At 59.7% G+C, this 21,756-nt stretch carries 15 protein-coding genes; 6 read left to right on the plus strand and 9 right to left on the minus strand.

All coding sequences use genetic code 11. The features are described from left to right. Positions 1-3: 3 nt before the first annotated feature. From phoU to ABD997_RS00160, 4 genes are read right to left on the minus strand one after another with little or no spacing between them, the layout of a single operon-like run. Positions 4-711 carry a phosphate signaling complex protein PhoU gene (phoU, locus tag ABD997_RS00145; protein WP_345314999.1) on the minus strand — a complete coding sequence of 236 codons (708 nt, stop codon included), beginning with the start codon at positions 709-711 and terminating at the stop codon, positions 4-6. A 23-nt stretch (positions 712-734) separates the two neighbouring features. Next, on the minus strand, positions 735-1,553 hold the full coding sequence (gene pstB, locus ABD997_RS00150; protein WP_345315172.1) for a phosphate ABC transporter ATP-binding protein PstB: 819 nt from the start codon (positions 1,551-1,553) through the stop codon (positions 735-737). Between the two features lie 13 nt (positions 1,554-1,566). Continuing rightward, entirely contained in the window at positions 1,567-3,219 is a 1,653-nt protein-coding gene (gene pstA / locus ABD997_RS00155) for a phosphate ABC transporter permease PstA (RefSeq protein ID WP_345315000.1), read from the minus strand. Positions 3,220-3,229: 10 nt separating this feature from the next. Next, positions 3,230-5,443 carry an ABC transporter permease subunit gene (locus tag ABD997_RS00160; protein WP_345315001.1) on the minus strand — a complete coding sequence of 738 codons (2,214 nt, stop codon included), beginning with the start codon at positions 5,441-5,443 and terminating at the stop codon, positions 3,230-3,232. A gap of 232 nt (positions 5,444-5,675) precedes the next feature. Here ABD997_RS00160 and ppk1 point away from each other — a divergent pair, with 232 nt between their 5' ends. From ppk1 to ABD997_RS00185, 5 genes are all read left to right on the plus strand, one after another. Further along, on the plus strand, positions 5,676-7,745 hold the full coding sequence (gene ppk1 / locus ABD997_RS00165) for a polyphosphate kinase 1 (RefSeq protein WP_345315002.1): 2,070 nt from the start codon (positions 5,676-5,678) through the stop codon (positions 7,743-7,745). A 53-nt stretch (positions 7,746-7,798) separates the two neighbouring features. Further along, positions 7,799-9,280, plus strand: coding sequence for a Ppx/GppA phosphatase family protein (locus tag ABD997_RS00170; RefSeq protein WP_345315003.1), 1,482 nt, complete (start codon positions 7,799-7,801; stop codon positions 9,278-9,280). Positions 9,281-9,596: 316 nt separating this feature from the next. Then, a complete protein-coding gene (locus tag ABD997_RS00175; protein ID WP_345315004.1) occupies positions 9,597-11,786 on the plus strand; it encodes a TonB-dependent receptor in 2,190 nt (729 codons plus the stop codon). Between the two features lie 133 nt (positions 11,787-11,919). Further along, positions 11,920-13,527, plus strand: a complete 1,608-nt coding sequence (locus tag ABD997_RS00180; RefSeq protein WP_345315005.1) for an amidohydrolase family protein — start codon at positions 11,920-11,922, stop codon at positions 13,525-13,527. 129 nt (positions 13,528-13,656) lie between these two features. Then, positions 13,657-13,944 (plus strand): hypothetical protein, encoded by a 288-nt coding sequence (locus ABD997_RS00185; protein WP_345315006.1) that lies wholly within the window; start codon positions 13,657-13,659, stop codon positions 13,942-13,944. A gap of 485 nt (positions 13,945-14,429) precedes the next feature. On the opposite strand, the gene ABD997_RS00190 is transcribed toward ABD997_RS00185, so the two are convergent. The 4 genes from ABD997_RS00190 to ABD997_RS00205 all read right to left on the minus strand — a co-directional run bounded on the left by ABD997_RS00190 (position 14,430) and on the right by ABD997_RS00205 (position 18,632). Next, positions 14,430-15,392: a PstS family phosphate ABC transporter substrate-binding protein gene (locus ABD997_RS00190; RefSeq protein WP_345315007.1), complete on the minus strand. Its 963-nt coding sequence runs from the start codon at positions 15,390-15,392 to the stop codon at positions 14,430-14,432. Positions 15,393-15,453: 61 nt separating this feature from the next. Beyond that, positions 15,454-16,785 carry a phosphate regulon sensor histidine kinase PhoR gene (gene phoR / locus ABD997_RS00195; RefSeq protein WP_345315008.1) on the minus strand — a complete coding sequence of 444 codons (1,332 nt, stop codon included), beginning with the start codon at positions 16,783-16,785 and terminating at the stop codon, positions 15,454-15,456. Positions 16,786-16,864: 79 nt separating this feature from the next. After that, positions 16,865-17,554: a phosphate regulon transcriptional regulator PhoB gene (gene phoB, locus ABD997_RS00200; RefSeq protein WP_345315009.1), complete on the minus strand. Its 690-nt coding sequence runs from the start codon at positions 17,552-17,554 to the stop codon at positions 16,865-16,867. Positions 17,555-17,690: 136 nt separating this feature from the next. Further along, positions 17,691-18,632, minus strand: a complete 942-nt coding sequence (locus tag ABD997_RS00205) for a porin (RefSeq protein ID WP_345315010.1) — start codon at positions 18,630-18,632, stop codon at positions 17,691-17,693. 270 nt (positions 18,633-18,902) lie between these two features. On the opposite strand from ABD997_RS00205, the gene rdgC reads away from it, so the two are divergent. Then, positions 18,903-19,817: a recombination-associated protein RdgC gene (gene rdgC / locus ABD997_RS00210; RefSeq protein ID WP_345315011.1), complete on the plus strand. Its 915-nt coding sequence runs from the start codon at positions 18,903-18,905 to the stop codon at positions 19,815-19,817. A gap of 74 nt (positions 19,818-19,891) precedes the next feature. Here rdgC and ABD997_RS00215 read toward each other — a convergent pair whose 3' ends face one another. Continuing rightward, positions 19,892-21,670: a M61 family metallopeptidase gene (locus tag ABD997_RS00215; RefSeq protein ID WP_345315012.1), complete on the minus strand. Its 1,779-nt coding sequence runs from the start codon at positions 21,668-21,670 to the stop codon at positions 19,892-19,894. Between the last annotated feature and the right edge of the window lie 86 nt (positions 21,671-21,756).

A 21,756-nucleotide genomic window follows, 5' to 3' on the forward strand; every position in this document is an offset into this window, starting at 1 on the left:
TCCCTACTTAAGCAGATCCTCCACCTTGCTGAAGTCCAGATGGCGAACATCCGTACCCTTGACGTAGTAGATCACATACTCACAGATGTTTTGGCAACGGTCGCCGATCCGCTCCAGGGAACGGGCGGCCCAGAGCACATCCAGCACATGGGGGATGGAGCGCGGGTCCTCCATCATGAAGGTCATCAACTGGCGCACCACCCCCTCGTAGGCATCGTCGATGCGCACATCCTGCTGGTGGATCTGCATCGCTGCCTCCACATCCATGCGGGCAAAGGCATCCAGCACATCATGCAGCATCCGCTGGGTCAGCCGTCCCATGGCATCCACCGTCATCACCATGGCGCGGTGGCGCTTGTCCCCCTGCATCGCTGCGGTGCGGGCGATGCGCTCCGCCGCATCGCCGATCCGCTCCAGATCGGTCACCGCCTTGGAGATCGCCAGCACAAGGCGAAGATCCGACGCCGCCGGCTGCCGCTTGGCGATGATCCGGGTACACTCCTCATCGATACCGACCTCCAGGGTATTCACCTTGCGATCCCGGTTGACCACCTTCTCCGCCAGGGTCTCATCGCCATGCTGCATCACCTCGAGGGCATCCGCCAGCTGCTGCTCCACCAGCCCCCCCATGGCCATCACGCGGTTACGGAGATCCTCCAGTTCGGCATTGAAGGCACCGGAGATGTGCTTGCTGATATTAAAATTATCCATACTGCGCTCCTCGGCGTCGTGGCTTAGCCGTACCGGCCGGTAATGTAATCCTCGGTCTGTTTCTGCCGGGGCGTGGTAAACAGGGTATTGGTGTCCCGGTACTCGATAAGTTTACCCAGGTACATGAAGGCGGTGTGATCCGACACCCGGGCCGCCTGCTGCATATTGTGGGTGACGATCACCACGGTGTAGCGACTTTTCAGCTCGGTGATCAACTCCTCGATGGTGAGCGTGGAGATGGGATCCAGCGCCGAGGTGGGCTCATCCAGCAGCAGCACCTGAGGCTCGATGGCGATGGCCCGGGCGATCACCAGACGCTGCTGCTGCCCACCTGAGAGGCCAAAGGCGTTATCGCCGAGACGATCTTTCACCTCGTCCCACAGCGCCGCCGCCTTCAGGGCCTGCTCGGCGGCCTCATCCAGTCGCCGGCGATCCCGGATCCCATGAAGGCGCAAACCGTATACCACGTTTTCATAGATCGACTTGGGAAAGGGATTGGGACGTTGGAACACCATCCCCACGTTGCGTCTCAGTGCCGCCACGTCGATGCGGCGATCATGAATATCGTCGCCATCGAGACGTATGGTCCCAGTAATGTGGCAATCATCGATCAGGTCGTTCATCCGGTTCAGGCAGCGCAGCAGTGTCGATTTACCGCAACCGGAGGGGCCGATGAAGGCGGTGATCTGGTGCTTTGGGATCTTCATGCTGATCTCGCTCAGCGCCATCTTATCCCCGTAGTGAAGACCCAGGTTCTCGATCTCGAAGGCGGTCTGCGCCTTGGTCAGGCGGTTGGGATCGATCGCTTTGGTGGCGCGCTCGCCCGTGTCGATAGAAAGCATGCGTTGGCCCCTGTTATCCATGATCGATGCTGCGGAACTTCTCCCGCAGATGGTTACGTACGGCGATCGCCGTCAGGTTGAGGCTGACAATCACCGTGACCAGCAAAAAGGAGGTGGCATACACCAGTGGGCGCGCCGCCTCCACGTTGGGACTCTGGAAGCCCACGTCGTAAATATGAAACCCCAGGTGCATAAACTTGCGCTCCAGGTGCACGTAGGGAAAGTTACCATCCACCGGCAGCTGGGGGGCCAGCTTGACCACCCCCACCAGCATAAGGGGAGCCACCTCACCCGCTGCCCGGGCCACCGCCAGGATGAGACCCGTCATGATCGCCGGGCTGGCCATCGGCAGCACGATGCGCCAGAGCGTTTCCGCCTGCGTTGCCCCCAGGGCCAGGCTGCCATGGCGCACCGTGGAGGGGATCCGCGCCAGCCCCTCCTCCGTGGAGACGATCACCACCGGCAGGGTCAGGATCGCCAGGGTCAGGGAGGCCCAGAGCACGCCGGGGGTGCCAAAGGTGGGGGATGGCAGGGCCTCGGGATAAAACAGGCTGTCCAGCGAGCCCCCCAGCACGTAGACGAAAAAGCCGAGGCCGAACACCCCGTAGACGATGGACGGCACGCCAGCGAGGTTGATCACGGCGATGCGGATAAAACGGGTAAGCGCATTGTTAGCCGCATATTCATGGAGGTAGACCGCCGCGAGCACCCCGAAGGGGGTCACGATCACCGCCATCAGCATCACCATGAAGACGGTCCCGAAGATGGCGGGAAAAACGCCCCCCTCGGTATTGGCCTCGCGGGGTTCGGCGGTAACAAAAATGGCCACCTTGCCCATCCAGTGCCATAGCTTCTCCAGCAGGTTCATCCGGTTGGGGAAGGCCACCGCCAGGACCTGGTCCATCGGCAGGCGCACAGTCTCCCCTGTCATCTCCCGCACCTCGAGCCAGTCACTGGCCGCCTGCTGACGCAGCGCGAACAGCGACTGCTCCAGCACCTGATACTCGGCCCGTAGCGCACTCGCCTGGGCCTCCAGCGGCGCCAGGTTATCGGGGCTATCCTGCCCCTTGAGGGCGAGCTTGCGCTTTTGCAGCCGCAGCTGCTCCAACTGATAGTTGATTCGCCCGATCGCCCCGGACTGCAGCTCCCGTGCCTCGTCACGAAGGCGGTTGGCCTCCTCAATCACCGACGGCAAACGCGTCGCCATCTGCCCCCCCTGGAGCCGCTCGCCATCCACCACCAGGGCTTCGGGGTAGCCATAAAAGTTGCCGTTACGGACCCGCTCAACCACCGCCAGTGCTTCCGGGGTCCGCTCGGCGATCACCTGATCCTGCCAGATCCAGCGAAAATCCAGGCTGACCCGCTCCCGGTTGCCGGTCTTGACCAGGAAGCGTTCCACGAAGGGGGCCTCCCCGGGGACCGTCATCCCGGCCTGCTCCAGTCGCTCCCTTGGAACTCGCTCCCGCTCGTAGCGCTCACCGATCACCACGCTGGTCTCACCCTGGCTCTCCTGCAGCTGCCACTCGTAGAGCGTTGAGGGCCAGAAATAGACCAGACCACGGCTGGCAATCAGCAGCAGCAGGCCAAGGACGGCGATCAGAGCCAGGCTCACCGCGCCGCTGGTCATCCAGATCCAGGGTGCGCCGGACGTAAACCATTTCCTCATCGGCCTCCCCTTAAAGCGTCGAATACTTGCGGCGCAGCCGCTGGCGAACCAGCTCCGCCAGCGTGTTAAAGAAGAAGGAGGCGACGAAGAGCACGAAGGCAGCCAGGAACAGCACCCGGTAGTGGCTGCTGCCGATGGCAGATTCCGGCATCTCCACCGCGATATTTGCGGCCAGGGTGCGCATCCCTTCGAAGATGTTCCACTCCATCAGTGGCGTGTTCCCTGTGGCCATCAGCACGATCATCGTCTCCCCAAGGGCACGGCCGAAACCCATCATGATGGCGGAGAAGATCCCGGGGCTGGCGGTCAGCAGCACCACCCGGTTGAGGGTCTGCCACTGGGTGGCACCAAGGGCCAGGGAGCCATTCACCAGGTGCTTGGGCACGGAAAAGATCGCGTCCTCGGCAATGGAGAAGATGGTGGGGATCACCGCAAAGCCCATCGCCAGCCCTACCACCAGGGCATTACGCTGGTCAAAGGGGATCCCCAGCTCGTGGGTAATGAAGGCGCGGGCATCTCCCCCCATTAGGAGTAACTCCAGGTAGGGGCTCAGCCAGAGGGCCACGACCCCGGTGAGGATAAGCACCGGCAACAGCAGCAACTCCCGGTAATGTCCCCAGGTACTGCTGTGCCACCGCTCGGGCAGTCGCTGCCATCCCCAGGCACAGAGCAGGATCACCAGGGGCAGGAGCAGCACCAGCAGCAGGATCCCCGCCAGGTTCCGCTCCACGATGGGCGCCAGCCACAACCCGGCCAGGAAACCGAGGATCACCGTCGGCAGCGCTTCCATGATCTCCACCGTCGGCTTGACCAGTCGGCGTACCCCGGGGGTCATGAAGTAAGCGGTGTAGATGGCGCCGGCCACCGCCAGGGGCACCGCGAACACCATTGCATAGAGCGCCGCTTTGAGGGTGCCAAACGCTAGGGGCATCAGGCTCATCTTGGCTTCGAAGTCATTGGAACCGGAGGTGGATTGCCAGACATAATCCGGCTCGCTGTACCCTTCGTACCACACCTTTTGCCACAGGGCACTGAAGGAGATCTCCGGGTGGGGGTTATCCAGGGTGAACAGGGTGACCCCCTCCCCGCTCTCTAGGATAAGGCCGTTACCCGCCGGAGCGAAAGCCAGGTGGCGTACCGCCCCGTTTCCGCCATCCTGGTGCAGCAGGTGGCGCTCGGCAGTAGTGTGGTAGAGATCCAACCCGCCCTCTGCGTCCCCCAGGGCAAAACCTTTACGGTAGTGCTCACTGGCAATGGCGGTCACCGGACCATCATGGACGAAGGCCCGCACCCGCTGGTAGCGGCGCTGGCCATCGATACGGGCCTGGAACCACTGGGAGACCACGCCATTGTCATTGACCACCAGCAGGGAACTCTCCCCCGCCAGCAGCGCCAGCTCAGTGATCCGGGCTTCGGGCTCTGCCGCATCCAGCACCTGGTCCAGCCGGACGGCGTCCAGGGCGCCGATCTGCCACACTTGGATGCGATTATCAGTCAACACAAAGAGCTGACGCTGATCCGGTGACAGCTGCAGGCTTTGGACGTTGTTGAGCTCCGGCAGCTCCACCGACACCGGGGTCCAAACCACCTCATCGGAAAGAAAATCTCGCTCCCCGTAGAGTCGGGTCAGTTGATAGGGGCCCTGGTCACCCCGCCACACCAGGGTGACCTGTTCCTGGTCCGCGGCCACACTCAGTGAGCGGATCGCCTCCTCTCCCAGCGGGTATGTGGGGCTGCCCAGGGGATAGCCAAGCGCAGGCGTGATGGTTCGAAGGTTATTCGGATAGGTGGTGATGAAATCGGTGCGGGCCAGGAGCAAATCACCGTTACTCAGCCCCATGGCCAGGATCTCACTGGCGGGGTGCGCCTTCGCGGAGGCGGTGATCTGCGCGCCCTCGGGCAGGTCCAGTCGGCGGGCGGTGTGTTCGCCATTGGCCTGGTAGAACTCCACCACGCCGAGATCCGTAAAGCGGTAGCCGTACTGCCGGCTATCATCAAGCCCCAGCTTCAGGGTCTTGGCAGGAGAAAGAAAAGGGGCCTGGTAGCTCTCGGTCAGGCTTGGGCTGCGAAACAGCGGGGTTACCACGTACAGCAGGTAGAAGAAGATCAGCAGCAGGGAGACCAGCACCATGGAGCCACCCAGCACAATCCCGATACGGGTGAGGCGGTTTTTCAGCAATCGACGTTGGCTACTGCGGTAGCGCTCCAGTTTTGCGGCGTCCATGGTGTTCCCGAATAGGCGGCATCAGTGCGGCTTGGCGCCGCAAAAGGAGTATATGTCGTTTGTATGACAGTCAGATGACAGGGACCGGCCAACCCGAGGGTGGCCACCTTGGTATAAAATATCATCAAATCAGTAGATTATACCTTCACTGCCAATAGAAGATGGTGGCACCCTGGTGATGCAGCGCCCCCGCATACGGGCCCCTGGGCCATGGAATTAAGGAGTGATACCGGTGCAACAGGCCTTTCCCTACATCGAGAAGGAGCTAAGCTGGCTCAGTTTTAACGAGCGGGTGTTGCAGGAAGCGGCAGAGACCGATAACCCGGTGATCGAGCGGGTGCGCTTTTTGGGGATCTTCTCCAACAATCTCGACGAGTTTTTCCGCGTCCGGGTCGGCGAGGTGAAGCGGCGGATCCTGATCGAGGAGGCCCAGGGGGGTGGCGATGCTTCACGCGCCCTGCTCGGCCAGATCAACCAGCGTGCCTTGGTGCTGCAAAGCCAGTTTGATGAGATCTACCGGCAACTGCTGCTGGACCTGGCCCGACGCAACGTCTTCCTGGTCAGCGAAACCCAGTTGTCAGCGTTCCATGGCCGCTGGCTCAAGCAGCACTTCAAGAACAAGATCCGTCGCCATATCATCCCTATCCTGCACCATAAGGATCGCCCCGCCCTGGCCAATATGGAGGATGGGCTCACCTACCTGGTCGCCCAGATGCACAAGGCCGACCAGGTCCAGTACGCCTACATCCCGGTCCCCTCCACCCGCACCGCCCGCTTCACCCAGCTGCCGTCGGAGGGGGAGAAGTCCCGAAAAACCCTTATTTTGCTCGACAATATCATCCGCCACTGCCTGGATGAGCTGTTCGAAGGGATCATCGATTACGACAGCATAACCTGCTACTCCATGAAACTGACCCGGGGAGCGCAGTTTGATCTCTCCCGGGAGATCGACGAGAGCCTGCTGGAGCAGATGTCAGAGGCGCTCAAACAGCGGGTCACCGCCGAGCCGGTGCGGCTGGTCTATGACCGGGAGATGCCCCAGCAGATGCTGGACATGCTGGTGGAGCAGCTCGGTCACAACCATTACGGGTCCCTGATCCCCGGTGGTCGTTACCATAACTTTCGCGATTTCATGGCCTTTCCCAACCCGGGACGAAAGTACCTGGAACATGAAAAGATGCCCGCCCTGGCCAGCCGGCAATTCACCAGCTACCGGACCGCGTTCGAGGCGATCAGCGCCGGGGATATCCTGCTGCACTATCCCTACCACAAGTTTTCCCACCTCACCGAGTGGCTGCGCCAGTCCGCCTATGATCCCCAGGTTCGCAGCATCAAGATCAATGTTTACCGGGTAGCGAAGAACAGCCAGGTGCTCAATACGCTGATCGAGGCGGTCAAGAACGGCAAGGATGTCACTGTGGTGGTGGAGTTGCAGGCCCGCTTCGATGAGGGGGCCAACATCGAATGGGCCAAACGCCTGACCGACGCCGGCGTGCGGGTGCATTTCGGGATCCCCTCACTGAAGATCCACGCCAAGCTCTGCCTGGTGAGCCGCCAGGAGGAGGGACAAATCGTTCACTATGGCCATATCGGTACCGGTAACTTTCACGAGAAGACCGCCCGGATCTACACCGATTACGCCCTGTTTACCCGCCACCCGGAGCTGACCCGTGAGGTGGATGCCGTCTTTGATTTCATTCTCCACCCCTATCGGCGGTTCCGTTTCCAGCACCTGCTGCTCGCCCCCACCGACACCCGGAGCAAGCTCTACCGCTTTATCGATCGGGAGATCGAGAATCAAAAGCAGGGACTACCAGCGCTCATCACGTTGAAGCTCAACAACCTGGTGGACCCCGATCTCATCGCGAAGCTCTACAGGGCCTCCCGGGAAGGGGTGAGCATCCGTCTCATTATCCGTGGCATGTGCTCTCTGGTGACCGAAGTGCCCGGGGTCTCTGACAACATACGCGCCATCTCGGTGATCGACCGCTACCTCGAACACCCCAGGGTGATGGTGTTTGGCAACGGCGGGGATCCCCAGGTGTTGATTACCAGCGGTGACTGGATGACCCGCAACCTGGACAGCCGGCTCGAGGTGGGCTGTCCCATCTACCACCCCAGGCTGAAACAGATGCTGCTGGACCACCTGGATATCCAGTGGCGGGATAACCAGAAGGCGCGCCTGATCAACCGTGCCCAGGACAACCCCTACGTCAAGCGGGGCAACCGCAAGAAACTGCGCAGCCAGAGTGCCATCTACGAACACCTCAAGGGGATGGAGCAGGCGCAGGGCGAGTCATAACCCATACTGAACCCAGAGCCTCAACCGCACCGGGGGAACAGGAGTGATACCGCATGAACCGGCAACCTGTGCAAGTCGGTGACACCATCGCCGCCATCGACCTGGGCTCCAACAGCTTCCACCTGGCGATCGCCCGGGTACTGGAGAACCGGATCCAACTGCTGCACCGGGTCAAGCAGCGGGTGCAACTGGCCGAGGGGATGGACGAAAAGGGCAACCTCAGCGAGACCGCCATGGCCCGCGGGCTGAACTGCCTGGAGCAGTTTGCCCAGCAGTTGAACAACAGCCAGATCAGTCAGGTGCGCGCCGTCGCCACCTATGCCCTGCGCCGCGCTCCAAACCGGCGCCAGTTTCTCGATCCCGCCCATGACCGCCTGGGGATCCCGGTGGCGGTGATTCCCGGAACCGAAGAGGCCCGCCTGATCTTCCGTGGCGTCGTCCAGTCCCAGGAACTCAAGTCAGGCAGCCTGGTGATCGACATCGGCGGCGGCAGTACCGAGCTGATCCTCGGACAGGGCATTGAGCCGCAACAGCTCACCAGCCTAAATATGGGCTGTGTCAGTTACCAATCCCGCCATTTCCCCACTGAGCAGCCGACCCCGGCCCAATTCCAGCGCGCCATCATCGCCGCTCGTCAGCAACTGGAGCCCCTCCTTTCCCGCTACCGGTCCGAGGATTGGACCCTAGCCATCGGCTGCTCCGGTACCATAAAGACGCTGACCGGACTCTGCCAACCCGGTGATGAACCGGCGCCATTAGAGCGCCAGAGCCTGGAGCAACTGGTCGCCTTTATTGGCCACCACGGCATGGCCCACCCGCGCTTCGCCGGGCTATCCGACAGTCGGCGCCGGGTGCTGCCCGCGGGACTTTCGATCCTGCTGGCCTGTATGCGCAGCCTGCAGATCGAAGCCATGACCTTCTGCGACAGTGCCCTGCGGGAGGGCGTGCTGGCGGAGATGGGCGGCGAAGCGCCCCATCCCTCCGTCTGTGCCCAGACGGTAGCCGCCATGGAGCGGCTTCACCACATCGATACCCGGCATGGCCAGAGGGTGGCCCAATCCGCCGCCAGCCTCTACCTGCACTGCCCGGAGGCGGTGCCGGACCTGATGCAGCTGCTGCACTGGGCGGGACGCCTGCACGAGACAGGCCTCTCCCTCAACTTCCGCCACCGGCATCGACACACCGGCTATATCCTTGCCAACAGCAACCTTCCCGGCTTCACCCTGGAGCAGCAGCAGTTACTGGCCCACCTGGGCCGCTTCCACCGCAAAAAGCTTGAGAGTTTCGAGCCCCTGGACTCACAACTTGCCAACGCCGGGCAGCAGCGGCAGCTGCTGATGGCCCTGCGGCTGGCGGTGGTGTGGCACCTGGGGCGACGCCACGATCTGCCCCTGCCCGAACTTCAGTGGCTGCCGCAGGGCTACCAACTGATCCTGCCACCGGCACTGGCAGACGACCCGCTGCTGCAGGCGGACCTGCTTCGCGAGCAGCGAGAACTGGCCTCTGCGCCGCAACCGATGCAGCTGTTTCTTTAGTCCCGCCCTCCTCACCCTTGTCCGGGATGCTCCGGCCAAAGAGGACGACCTCAGAAACCAACCTACTGCGCCGACCAGCACTGGTCGGCGCAGTAGGTTTCCCCATTCGCAGCAGGGACTTTTCCGGCCCATGTTAACACCTTGTTATCGAATGCAACATTTTTGACGGACAGTTTAATGATTGGGCTGTCAAAGTTATTCGTGGTTATAAATCAGTTGGTTAAATGGGTACCTCTTCAAGGCCCGTATCGATCAGACCCATTACCTCGCCCGTTGCGTGTCGCAAGGAGAAGGTGAGGATTGTCAAGGAGTCATTGTGAACAAGAAAACTTACCTGGCATTGCAAATCGCCGCAGTGCTCGGCGCCTCCTTTACCCTGCCTGCGGGCGCCGAAGAGGCCCCCTCAGCCACCTCTAAGGGACGTCAACTGGAAGTGATTCAAGTGCGCTCCCAGAAGCGGGTTCAGAACCAGCAGGAGGTGCCGATCGCCATGACCGCGGTCAGCGAGGCGGACATTGAGCGTCTCGGCGCCACCGAGGTCAAGGATATCCAGTTCGCGACCCCCAACTTCACCGTCACCGGCAGCGATCCGGGGATCCAATCCTTCGGGATCCGAGGCGTTGCCGACCGGGGTCGTAACCCGGGTTATGATCTGCGGGTCGGCGTCTATGTGGACGGCGTCTGGGTAGGGAAAGCCGCCGCCGCCAACCAATCTGCCCTGGATGTGCAGACCATCGAGATCCTTCGCGGCCCCCAGGGCACCCTGTTCGGGAAAAATACCGTCGCCGGCGCGGTGAACATCACCACCATCCGCCCGTCCGAGGATTTCTCCGGCTACCTGCAGGCGGAGCTGGGCAACTACGGTCACACTCGCTTCAAAGCCTCGGTGAACGGCGGCCTGACCGATGGCCTCTCCGGTAAGCTCTCCCTTTCCACCTTCGACCGCGATGGCTACGTCGATAACGTTTATGCCGACGCTCCGGTCAAAGAGTACAACGACAAAGCCGAACGTGCGGGCCGCGGCCAACTGCTGTGGCAGGCCGGCGAGCGCACCGAAGTGCTGTTCACCTATGACCACTTCGAAAACAGCTTCTACTTCAGCGGCGGTGGCGAAGCCATCAACGATCCCGTGGCGCCGGAGCCCTACAAGATCAACGTAAACGAAGCCACCCGCTACGACATCGACGGCGTCGGCGGTGGGTCTGTCCACATCACCCACAGCTTCGACAACGAGTTCGAGCTGACCTCCATCTCCGCCTACCGTTACGAGAAGTACGGTTACGTTGATAACGACGAGGACATGACCCCCCTCAAGGTCGGCACCTCAGGGATTACCTCAGACGGCAACCACTTCAGCCAGGAGCTGCGGATTGCCTCGCCCCTGTACGACAACTTCAACTACGTGCTGGGCCTCTACTACCTCGACCAGGAAACCAAGGGGGGCGGTGATGCCTTCGTCAACCTATCCTGGCTTACCGGCGGCGCCGTGCCCATTGAAAGCTACGATATGTCGTACCGCGCTAAGGTGGATACCGAGGCCTACGCCGCCTTCGGCCACGCCAACTGGTTCTTCACCGACAGCCTGCAGTTGACCGGTGGGGTGCGCTATACCCACGAGAACAAGGCCGTCAACTACAGCATCTTCGATCCCCTCGGCGTCTTCTTCGCTAACGGGTCCACCCAGGAAGATCGTTCTGTCGATGACTGGTCCCCCAAGGTGAGCCTGAACTGGTTCGTCAACGAAGATAACATGCTCTACGTCGGCTACTCCCGCGCCTTCAAGAGTGGTGGCTACAACACCGACTTCATCGCCGATCTCAGCGCCCTGGAGTTTGACGACGAGAAGGTAGACGCCTACGAGCTGGGGATGAAGAACACCTTCTTCGACAACACCCTGCGCTTCAACTGGGCCATCTACGATGCGGAATACCAGGATCTGCAGGTACTGGCTCAGACACCGCTGGCGGACAGGGACGGCTCCATCATCACTATCACCAACGCCGGTCGCCTGACCAGCCGCGGTTTCGAGATGGATCTGCAGTGGCAAGCCCTGGACAGCCTCCAGCTCTGGACCTCCTATGGCTACACAGACTCCAAGTTTGACGAGTACCTGGGCTGCGCCCAGTCCGATAACCCCAACGGCGACTGCAGCGGCAACGTCGCGCCGGAAGCGCCTAAGCACAACTTCAACGTGGGTGCCGAGTTCTACTACCCGACCGACAGCGGTGACTTCTACGTCAACGCCAACTACTTCTGGCGCGACAAGATGTTCTCCAACGCCAACAACGAGCCGGAGTTTGAGAACGAGGCCTTCCACGAGCTCAGCGGCCAGATCGGCTGGAAGTCCGCCAGTGGCGCCTGGAACGTCTACGCCTGGGGCAAGAACCTGACTGACGACACCTTCCAGACCTACAACACCCGCACCTTCCTGGGTGCCGATCGGACGGTCTACAACGCGCCGCGGATGGTGGGGATCACCGCCCGATGGAACTTCGGTTCCTACTAATCCTCGCGGAGCCTCCCCCAGGGCGAGGACACAGAGGCAGTCTTCGGGCTGCCTTTTTTGTTCTCCCCCTCTCAGCTCCCAGGCGCCAGCTGTTAGGTACTCAATAACCGTTACAAATGGATTTAATTACAGGATGAGAAAAATGAAAAGGAACCGGTTCGCCCCGAAACTTCTCGCCCCTATGCTGTGGCTTGGGCTCGCCTCTGCCACCACCGCGCAGGATTACGATCTGGTGATACTCAACGGCCGGGTGATGGACCCTGAAACCATGCTCGACGCCGTGCTAAACGTGGGAATTAAAGATGGCATGATCTCCAAAATAACCTCAAGTGCTATAGAAGGGGATAAAACTATTGATGCGAAAAACTTGGTTGTGGCGCCTGGGTTTATTGATACTCACTTTCATGCATTAGACGGCTTGTCGCTGAAGTTAGCTGCTCTCGATGGTGTGACAACAGGTATGGACCTCGAGGCGGGTGCTATTCATGTGGGCGAGTGGTACGCAGAAAAAGATAAAGGCTGGCCACTCAACTATGGTACGGGCGTCAGCCAACAAATGACGCGTATGCGTGTTCACGATACTGAAATCGATACCAGTGGCCCGCATGACGTGACGAGCATTTTTGAGCTTCTTGGAAAATCGATGCAAGATGGAACGCCAGGTTGGTCAGTTTCTCGCAGTAATAAAGATCAGATGAACCAAATCTTACAATATCTCGATGAAGAGTTTCGTCAAGGTGCGATCGGTTTATCGTCAACCGTAGGTTATATGACACAAGGTGTCACCACCTACGAGATGTTTAAATCTCAAGAAGCAGCAGCGCGTTATGGTCGACTTACTGGTGCCCATGTTCGTTTCCACGGAAACCCAAGTAACCCTGAAGGTCCGCTGGGTTTCAGTGAAATCTTTGCCAATGCGATTGCACTTAACGCTCCGCTGAGCCTCAGCCACAACAATGAATATGGCTGGTGGGAAAACGAAGAAAAGCTGCAAGCTGCACGCAAGCAAGGTTATAACGTATGGTCTGAATACTATCCATACTCTGCGGCATCAACGGCGATTTCAGCGGAAATTTTCCACCCAGAAAAATTTAAGGTACTGAGTGGCGGGTTGCCGTATGAAGAAGTGATTTTTGACCCCGTACAAGACAAGTTCTTAACTCAAGCCGAGTGGGAAAAAACCTCCGCCGAACATCCAGAACGCTCAATTTTCGCCTTCAACAGAAAGCGTGACGACTGGCTACCGTACTGGCTACGTATGCCACACATGATCGTTGCCTCTGACGCGATGTGGTCAGGCAAAGGCATTGATTCTTGGGATCTAGACCCGACGGAATATGTTGGTCACCCAAGAACCGCGGGAACTCGCGGCAAAGTGCTGTCAGCAGCGCGTGAAAATGGCGTGCCATTAATGTTCACGATTGCACAAATGTCTTACTGGCCTGCGAAGCACCTAGGTGATACAGGACTGAAAGCAATGCAAGCTCGCGGTCGCCTTCAAGAAGGTAAAGTTGCGGATATCACCATTTTTAATCCAGAGACTGTCAAAGATAATGCAACCTACACTAAGGGCGAGCAAGGTCTACCAACATCGGGCATTCCTTATGTGATTGTAAGTGGTGTTGAGGTCGTTAGTCAGGGTGAATTTAATCTTGATGCTAAACCAGGTAAACCCATTCGATTCCCTGTCGAAGCTGAAGGTCGATTTGAGCCAATTTCTGTAGAGGGTTGGACAGATTAGCACGTGATCAGACCAATCAGCATCGATGCTATTTCACTTTGACAGTCAGTGAAATAAAACAAAAGGCAACCAGTGTCGTCGCACTGGTTGCCTTATACATTGATTTTTTATCGAAGACAGGTAACTCCCATGATTCACTTTTTTACCGTTTTATTTTTATTCTCACTTTGTATATCTGCGACCCTGTCTGCACAAGAATCGCCTAAACTACAAACAAACACATCAGCATTCGATCAATTTGTTGCTCAGGAGTCTTTGCGTTTTACGGATGAGAATATCGCCACTTTAATAGAGGAGCATTCAGAAAATTCACAGTTAATGTTGTTTTGTCAAGAACACCAAATGCTAGAACCGAAAAAGATGGATAAGGGTATCTGGGCACGCAGAGACATGTTTAAAGCGCGTTCACTAAACTAATTAACTAAAAAGTCGATTAATTATTCATTATTCATAGTTCTTTCGCACTTGATCCTACTTCATGGCAATGGCTAATCATTGCGTAAAGGTTGTTAACAACAAAGTTGAAGTGCCTCATCAGCATCCAACCCACTAAATAACTGATCCTAATTGTGCTCCACTCGCGATAAGCCATGCCCTCCACCGGGAAAGGGTGAAGCATTGTTCATGAAGTGCTTCACCTGCTTGAGTAAAGTCCACATCTGTTAGCATCATGGGGCTCGACTTCTTTGTGGAGCTGTTTCTTTTGAGCGATTGATCAGAACGCATAACGGCAGCCGAATTCCCTTCATTCCAGAAAACTCAGCGATCGACATTTCGGAACAGTTATTTAGATCGCCCTTTAGGCACTGGCTCCTAAAGCCCCTTTTCTCACTGGACACGACAGAATGAAAAATGCCCCGATTATTCGGGGCATTTGGTATCGGTGCCGGTGCCGTGCGTGACTACAACGCCAGCTGCGCCAGGGTTCGCTCCACCACCGCCACAGGCAGGGGAACATAACCATCCTTGGCCACAATAGCCTGTCCCTCCCGGGAGAGGATAAAGCGAACAAACTCCGCCACCATCGGCTCCAGCGGACGGTTGGGGTGTTTATTAATATAAACGTACAGGTAGCGGGAGAGGGGGTAACGCCCCGCTGCGGCGTTCTCGGCCGTAGCCTCGATAAACGCCCCCCGCTTATCGGCCACGGGGACGGTGCGCACACCGGCGGTCAGGTAGCCGATGCCGGAGTAACCGATGGCGTTGAGGGAGGTGGAAACCGACTGTACCACGGAAGCGGAACCGGGCTGCTCGTTAACGCTGGGTTTGAAGTCCCCCTTGCACAGTGCCTTGTCCTTGAAGTAACCGTAGGTGCCGGAAACGGAGTTTCGGCCATAGAGCTGGATATCCCGGCGTACCCAGCTGCCGGAGAGCCCCAGCTCCCCCCATCGCTCGACCGGCTCGCCACCGCAACGCTGGGTCACCGAGAAGATAGAATCTACCTGCGTCAGGGTCAGTCCGGGGATCGGGTTGTCCTTGTGGACGAACACCGCCAAGGCATCGATGGCAACACGGATCGCCGTGGGGGGATAGCCGTAGTGATCCACAAACGCCTCCACCTCGGAGGGCTTCATCTGGCGGCTCATCGGGCCCACCTGGGCGGTGCCTTCGGTCAGGGCCGGAGGGGCGGTGGAGGAGCCCGCCGCCTGGATCTGGGGGTTGATGTTGGGGTAGTAGTAACGAAATGCCTCGGCCCACAGGGTCATCATGTTCGCCAGAGTATCCGAGCCCACCGAGGAGAGGTTCCCGGAAACCCCGCTGACCTTCTCATAAGCGGGCAGAGGGGGCTCAGGCTGTGCCGCCAGCGGGGCCGACAGCAGAGTGACCATCAATCCAATCAGGGACAGAGGTTTAAAGCTTTTCATCGCTGTTCTCCCAGTCTCATTCGCGTTAGGGGTCGAGTCGAACTCGGTACCCTGTCAGTATTTAGCCTGTAGATGACGTTCCCGTGACACTTTCATTACGCCGTACTGATACCAGCGACGGCGGCAGCTCAAAGGCAAAACAGCTGCCCTCGCCAGGCCGGGATCGGATGAGCAATTGACTGTTGTGGTGACTGAGGGCGTGCTTAACAATGGCTAGCCCCAAACCACTGCCACCGGTATCCCGGGAGCGTGCCCTGTCCACTCGATAGAAGCGCTCGGTAAGCCTCGGCAGGTGCTCCGGCTCGATCCCCATCCCCTCGTCATGCACCTCAAAGCGCCCTCGTGCCCCCTGCAAGAACCACTTTACCCGCACTTTTCCGCCCTCCGGGCTGTAACGGATGGCGTTTTGCACCAGGTTGGCACAGGCACTGTGAAGCTGCATCTCGTCGCCGTAGAGCCATAGCGCTGGATCCACCTCGAACAGCAGCTCATGACGACCATCGGAGAGCTCCTCCGCCTCCTTGCGGACCTTCTCCAGCAGCGCCGGCATCGCTACAGGGTGCTCAAAATCGATGTCAGTGGCCGCTTCGATTCGGGAGAGGGTCAGCAGGCGATCGATGAGGGTTTTCATCCGCAGGGACTGGTCCTCCATTGCGCGGTACTGCTTGCCCAGCACGCTGTCAGGATCCGAGGTCATCTGCATCATCTCCACGTAGCCCTGAAGCACCGTCAGCGGGGTCTTCAGCTCATGGGAGACATTGGCCACGAACTCCCGTCGCATCTGCTCGAGCTGCCGCACCCGGGTCACGTCCCGGGCGATCAGCAGCCGTTGACTGTCACCGTAGGGGATGATCCGGATCTCCAGTGTCCGGTCATCGTTAAGGGGGGAATCCAGCTCCAGCGGGTCGTGAAAGTTGCCTCGACGCCAGTACTTGACGAAGCGGGGGTGGCGCAGCAGGTTGTGGATCCGGTTGCCGGCATCCTTGGGCCAGTGGATCCCAAGCAGCCGCTCCGCCAGGGTGTTGCCCCACAGGATCTCCCCCTGCTGACCCAGCACCAGGGTCGCATCAGGGAGTGCCTCCGCCCCCTCCCTAAAGCGCGACAACATCTGCGCCAGCTGGGCCCGGCGACGCCGGTCTTTGCCCTGCATCCGGTAGATCCCGTTGAAGATCACCTCCCAGCTGCCGCTGCCGTGGGGCGGGGTCAGGCTGCGGTCACGCCAAAACCAGTGGGCCAGCCGGATAAGCTGTTTGTAGTGCCAGAACAGCAGCCACCAGGCACCAACAAGGAGCGCCCAAGCCACTTGGTCCAGCATCAGTCCAAGAAACAGGAAGGGCAGCTGAGTCAGTACGACACGCGTCAACAGCCGGGGAAGGGAATACTCTGCAAACATGCCACTCCTCGTGAACAGATGAAAAAGCCACGGTTGGGCGATACCGCCCACCGTGGCCCGGATTCCGATCGTTACCGACTCAGAGTTTACTGGAGAAGCGGTAACCGGCGCCACGCACCGTCTGGATCAGGCGGTCATGGCCATGCTGCTGGATCGCCTTACGCAGGCGACGGATATGAACATCCACGGTGCGATCCTCCACGTAGACATTGGTGCCCCAAACATTATCCAACAGCTGTTCTCGGCTGTAGACCCGCTCCGGGTGGGTCATGAAAAAGTGCAGCAGGCGAAACTCGGTGGGACCGATCTCCAGATTCTGATGCGCCGCCGTCACCCGGTGGGAAACCGGATCCAGCCGCAGCCCCTCGATCTCCACCACCTCCTCAAGGCGGGTCGGTGCCGAGCGTCGCATCACCGCCTTGATCCTGGCCACCAGCTCCTTGGGGGAGAAGGGCTTGGTGACGTAGTCGTCTGCCCCAACCTCCAAGCCCCGAACCCGATCCTCCTCCTCACCGCGGGCAGTAAGCATGATGATCGGGATCCCCCGGGTGTGAGCCTCACCACGCAGGCGCTTGGCCAACTGCACCCCACTGCCACCGGGCAGCATCCAGTCCAGCAGGATCAGATCCGGGTAGGGTTCCTGGACCGCCTTCAGGCCCTGGTCAAAATCGGCGGCGGTCGTGGTGCGAAAGCCATGCTGCTCCAGCACAAAAACCAGCATCTCACGAATGGCGGTTTCATCTTCAACAATCAGGATATTGGCGGTCATAGCGATCCATCGAGGTTACTGCGTTTCAGTTCGGGACAAAGTATCTGGCAGCGAGATGACAGAAATATGACCCCTGAAACAAGATACCCACAAAAAAGAGGCATTACTGCCCCTTTTTGCGTGCGTTCAGGCCCGTTCAAAAGTCGTAACGCAAACCGACCGCCAGCACACTGTCATCGTCCTGCACGTCGTAGCTGGTGCCGGTGTAGTAAGCGTTCACCCGCAACGGCTTGGAAAGCTTGTGCTCCACCCCAACGGAGTAGACACTCCCCGCATCGGCGAACTTATTGCTGCCATCGGCGTCCTGGAACTGCCCCTTCACCTTGGTTTTCCCGAAGCTGTAGGCGGCGGATACCATGAAACCATCGAAGGACTCGGCGCCGTTGATCGCCTCCTGATCGTTGTACATCGCCCCGAGCTCGACCCCGGCAATCTGGCCGCCCACGGTCACCCGGCTCACATCGTAGCCCTGAACCTTGCTGTCGTAGGCCAGGGCGACGTAGTAGGGCTGCTTCTTGTAATCGGCATCGCCGATCATCGCGGCGATGGAAACGCCACTTTCGTCCTCCTGTTTGCTGTCCGCTTCGGCCACGTAGGTCACCTCCAGCGCCAGGAGGCCCGCCAGGGTCGGCGTCATGTAGGAGACCTGCTGAGCGACCCGGTTTTCACCGCGAAAGAGTGCGTTGATATCCCCTTCGTAGTCGCTGAACTGGTCCACCTTACCCTGGGAGCGTTTCAGGGCCGTATCGCGGCGACCCAGGGTCGCCAAACCAAAGCCCCCTTTGAGACCGACAAACTGGTTACGGTTGGAAAACACGTCACCTTCGACCACATTCACGCCCCACTCGGCCTGGAAGATCGCCTCCAGGTTGTCGCTCAGGGCGTGGCCCCCCTTGACCCCGAAACGGGAGGAGTGGGAAGTGATACGGGTGGTGCTTTCACTCTCATCGCCCCCCAGTTCCGCGGCCTGCAGCGTCAGGTTGAGGCGGCCATAAACGGACAACTCGTCGGCAGAAACGGTGCCAGGAATAAAGGCAGCGGCCACTGCAGTAGCCAGCAGAGTACGGGTGATAGACATGATTCAATTCCTTGTTTTGACAGAGACTCCCCGGATTCATCGGGAAGCGATGCGCAGTGTGCGCCCCTTTTATGACAATTCCATTTCACCAGGCAGTGACATTTTTATTACATTGTGAAGCTTCGTTCAATTAATACCCGTTTATCCGTTAGTTGCCCCGACCTACCGGAGCAATAAAGCCCCCTGTTTTTTGCCTCCAGGGACGATTGCGACCCAGGGCGCTTTTCCCTACACTGCCGGGCCATCAAACATTTCTCAGCGGTGACCCCTATGTGGTTTAAAAACATCCAGCCTTACCGGCTGACCAAGCCCCTCTCCCTGGCCGTGGAGGAGCTCGAGCAGCAGCTGGAGGCGTTAACCTTCACGCCAGCCACCAGCCAGGAGATCAGCAAGCTGGGTTTCGTGCCAGCATTGGGCCCCAAGGTCGGCCAGGCGCTGGTTCATGAGGCACAGGGCAACCTGCTTATCGCCATCGAGAAGGAGGAGAAGATGCTCCCCGCTTCGGTGATCCGGGAGGAGTTGGAGGAGCGCGTCGCGCAGCTGGAGAACGACGAAGGCCGCCCCGCCCGAAAGGCGGAGAAGGAGGCGATGAAAGAGGACATCATCGCCGTGCTGCTGCCCCGCGCCTTCAGCCGCCGCAAACAGGTCCGGGCGCTGATCATGCCCAAACAGCAGTTGATCCTGGTGGACAGCGCCAGCGCCAGCAAAGCCGAGGAGTTACTCTCCCTGCTTCGCCAGGCGATCGGCTCTTTGCCGGTGGCCCCCCTGATGCCCAACACCCTGCCGGAAGAAGCGATGGCGGAGTGGGTGCGCAGCGGTAAGGTGGGCAACGGCTTCAGCGTCCTGGAGGAAGCGGAACTCAAGAGCCTGGCGGAGAGCGGCGGCAGCATCAAGGTAAAGGACCTGCCCCTGGACAGCGACGAGGTGCGTGCCTACCTCGATGGTGGCCTGCTGGTCTCCAAGCTGGGCCTGGATTGGTCCGACAGTGTGAGCTTCGTCCTCAATGCGGACATGTCCCTGAAGCGGATCAAATTCTCCGATGTCGTTCTGGAGCAGAACGAAGAGATCGACAAGGAGGACCTGGCCGCACGACTGGATGCGGATCTCTCTCTGATGTGCGGCGAGTTCGCCCGCCTCTGGCCAGCCCTGCTGGAAACCATGGGCGGCATCGACGACACCCTGTAACGGTTTCCGAGCACAATAGAGCCCGTCCCATGACAGGCTAAGGTGCAAAAAAATGGGCCAGATGGCCCATTTTTTTACTTCCCTGGTTCGCTATCGAAGGGCCAGGGGGTGCCTGTCCAGCGGGCAAATGCCGCGCGCTGTGTGGCAGTGGTGCTGGCCAGGGGCGCCAGTGACGGCGCCCCCTTAGGCTGCACTCTCCAGGGCAGTTCGCGGGTGATCAACCGTTCCCGGCGAAACAGGGTGACCGTCACACTCTGATCCGGTTCCGGATCGCCCAGACGCGCCGCCCAGTCACCGGGCTGCCAGCGCAGTCCTTCGATGGCCACCAGACGATCCCCCGGTGTCAGGCCCGCCTCCCAGGCAGCACTGCCTCGGCGTACGCCGGTGAGCAGGTCCGCCCCCTCTTCACCCAGCTGCCAGCCAGGATCCCACTCACGGGCCTCTGGCCATACTAGGGAGAGCCCCAACTGCTCCAGCCAGGCATCAATCGGCAGCAGCAGTGGCGCCTCCACGTTCTGCCGCCACCAGGATTCTGCAGAGCGGCCGGTCAGCAGTTGCATCAGGCGACGCAGGTCCGCTTCCCCGTAACTCTCTGGCAGCGCATGCTGCCGGTACAGCGCCTGGTGCAACGCCTGCAGGCTGCTGCCCCCCTTTGTCAGCCAAAGATCCAGCGCCCAGGAAGCCATGAACCCTTCGCTGTAGATGCTGACACTGTGGTTGTTGCCGTAGTCGCCTCCCCGGGCGATCCAGTTATCAAAGCTGGCTTCAGCCACACTCTGCTCGCTGACACCGGGCCGAGCCATAAAGCGCTGGATACGCTCCGCCAGGCGGCTCAGGAACTCCTCATGGGTCATCACCCCCGCCTGCAGCAGCCAGAAGTTTTCCAAGTAGCTTGTGCCCCCCTCGGCGAACCAGAGCAGGCGGCTGTAGTTGTCGTTCTGGTAGTCGTAGGGGACCAATCCCCTCGGGCGGTAAGCCTTCACGTTCCAGGTGTGCACCAGCTCGTGGGCTGCGGTGGACATCAGGCTCAGGTGGTCCTCCCGGCTCGCGAAGCGCCAACGGGGGCGCTGGATCACCGTGGAGTTGCGATACTCGGTGGCCCCCCGGACACCATCGGTCGCATGGATAATGAACAGGTAGCTTTCAAAGGGATACTCCCGGCCAAAGTAGCGCCCTCCGGTGGCGGCCAACGCCTTGAGATCCTCGACAATCTTACCTGCATCGTAGTTTCCCTCACCCCAGAACAGCACCCGATAATCGCGACCATCGACGTGAAACTCGAAGTGCTGGTGTAAGCCGGTTTCGATGGGGCTGTCCACCAGGACGTCATAGTCGGCGGCCTGGAAGCGATGGGCCCCGAGCCGCTTTAGCCCGCTGTCACTGCGCCAGGACTCTGGCACGCTGAGGGAGACCACCGCCTCGCTGTCTCGCCAGGGCTCGGCGTACATCAGCACCCCGGAGGCGTTCAGGTAGGCGTGGCTGTCGTCGATATGTCGACTGCGGTCGCCCAGCTCGTTGGCGTGGACCTGGTACTGGATCTTCAGTGCCCCTGGCTCGCTGCGGCTCACCGTCCAGCTGGCCCGGTCGGATTTACGCCAGGCCAGGGTCCGCCCCTCGCCATCCTCGGCCTGAAAACGGCGGATCCCGTCCGCCATCGGCAGCAGCTGGTAGCGCCCGGTACGCCAGTTGGGAAGCTGGAGGACCACCTCACCCGCCGGCGATGTCGGCAACGTCAGGGTGATCCGGGCCAGGTGGTGTTCCGGCTCCGTGATCTCGATGTGGTAGTTCACCTGTGCCCAGCCGGGCAAACTGCAGATTGCCAGCATCCAAGCCAGCACTCGCCCAAATCTCATAAGTTTCCTTTTCGATACATCGTTGTTAAGCACTTGATGGACTGGCAGTATATCAGCCGATAGGGAGAATTTGACTCAAGGAGGCG

It is taken from the genome of Ferrimonas gelatinilytica (genome assembly GCF_039544205.1).
Lineage (GTDB): Bacteria > Pseudomonadota > Gammaproteobacteria > Enterobacterales > Shewanellaceae > Ferrimonas > Ferrimonas gelatinilytica.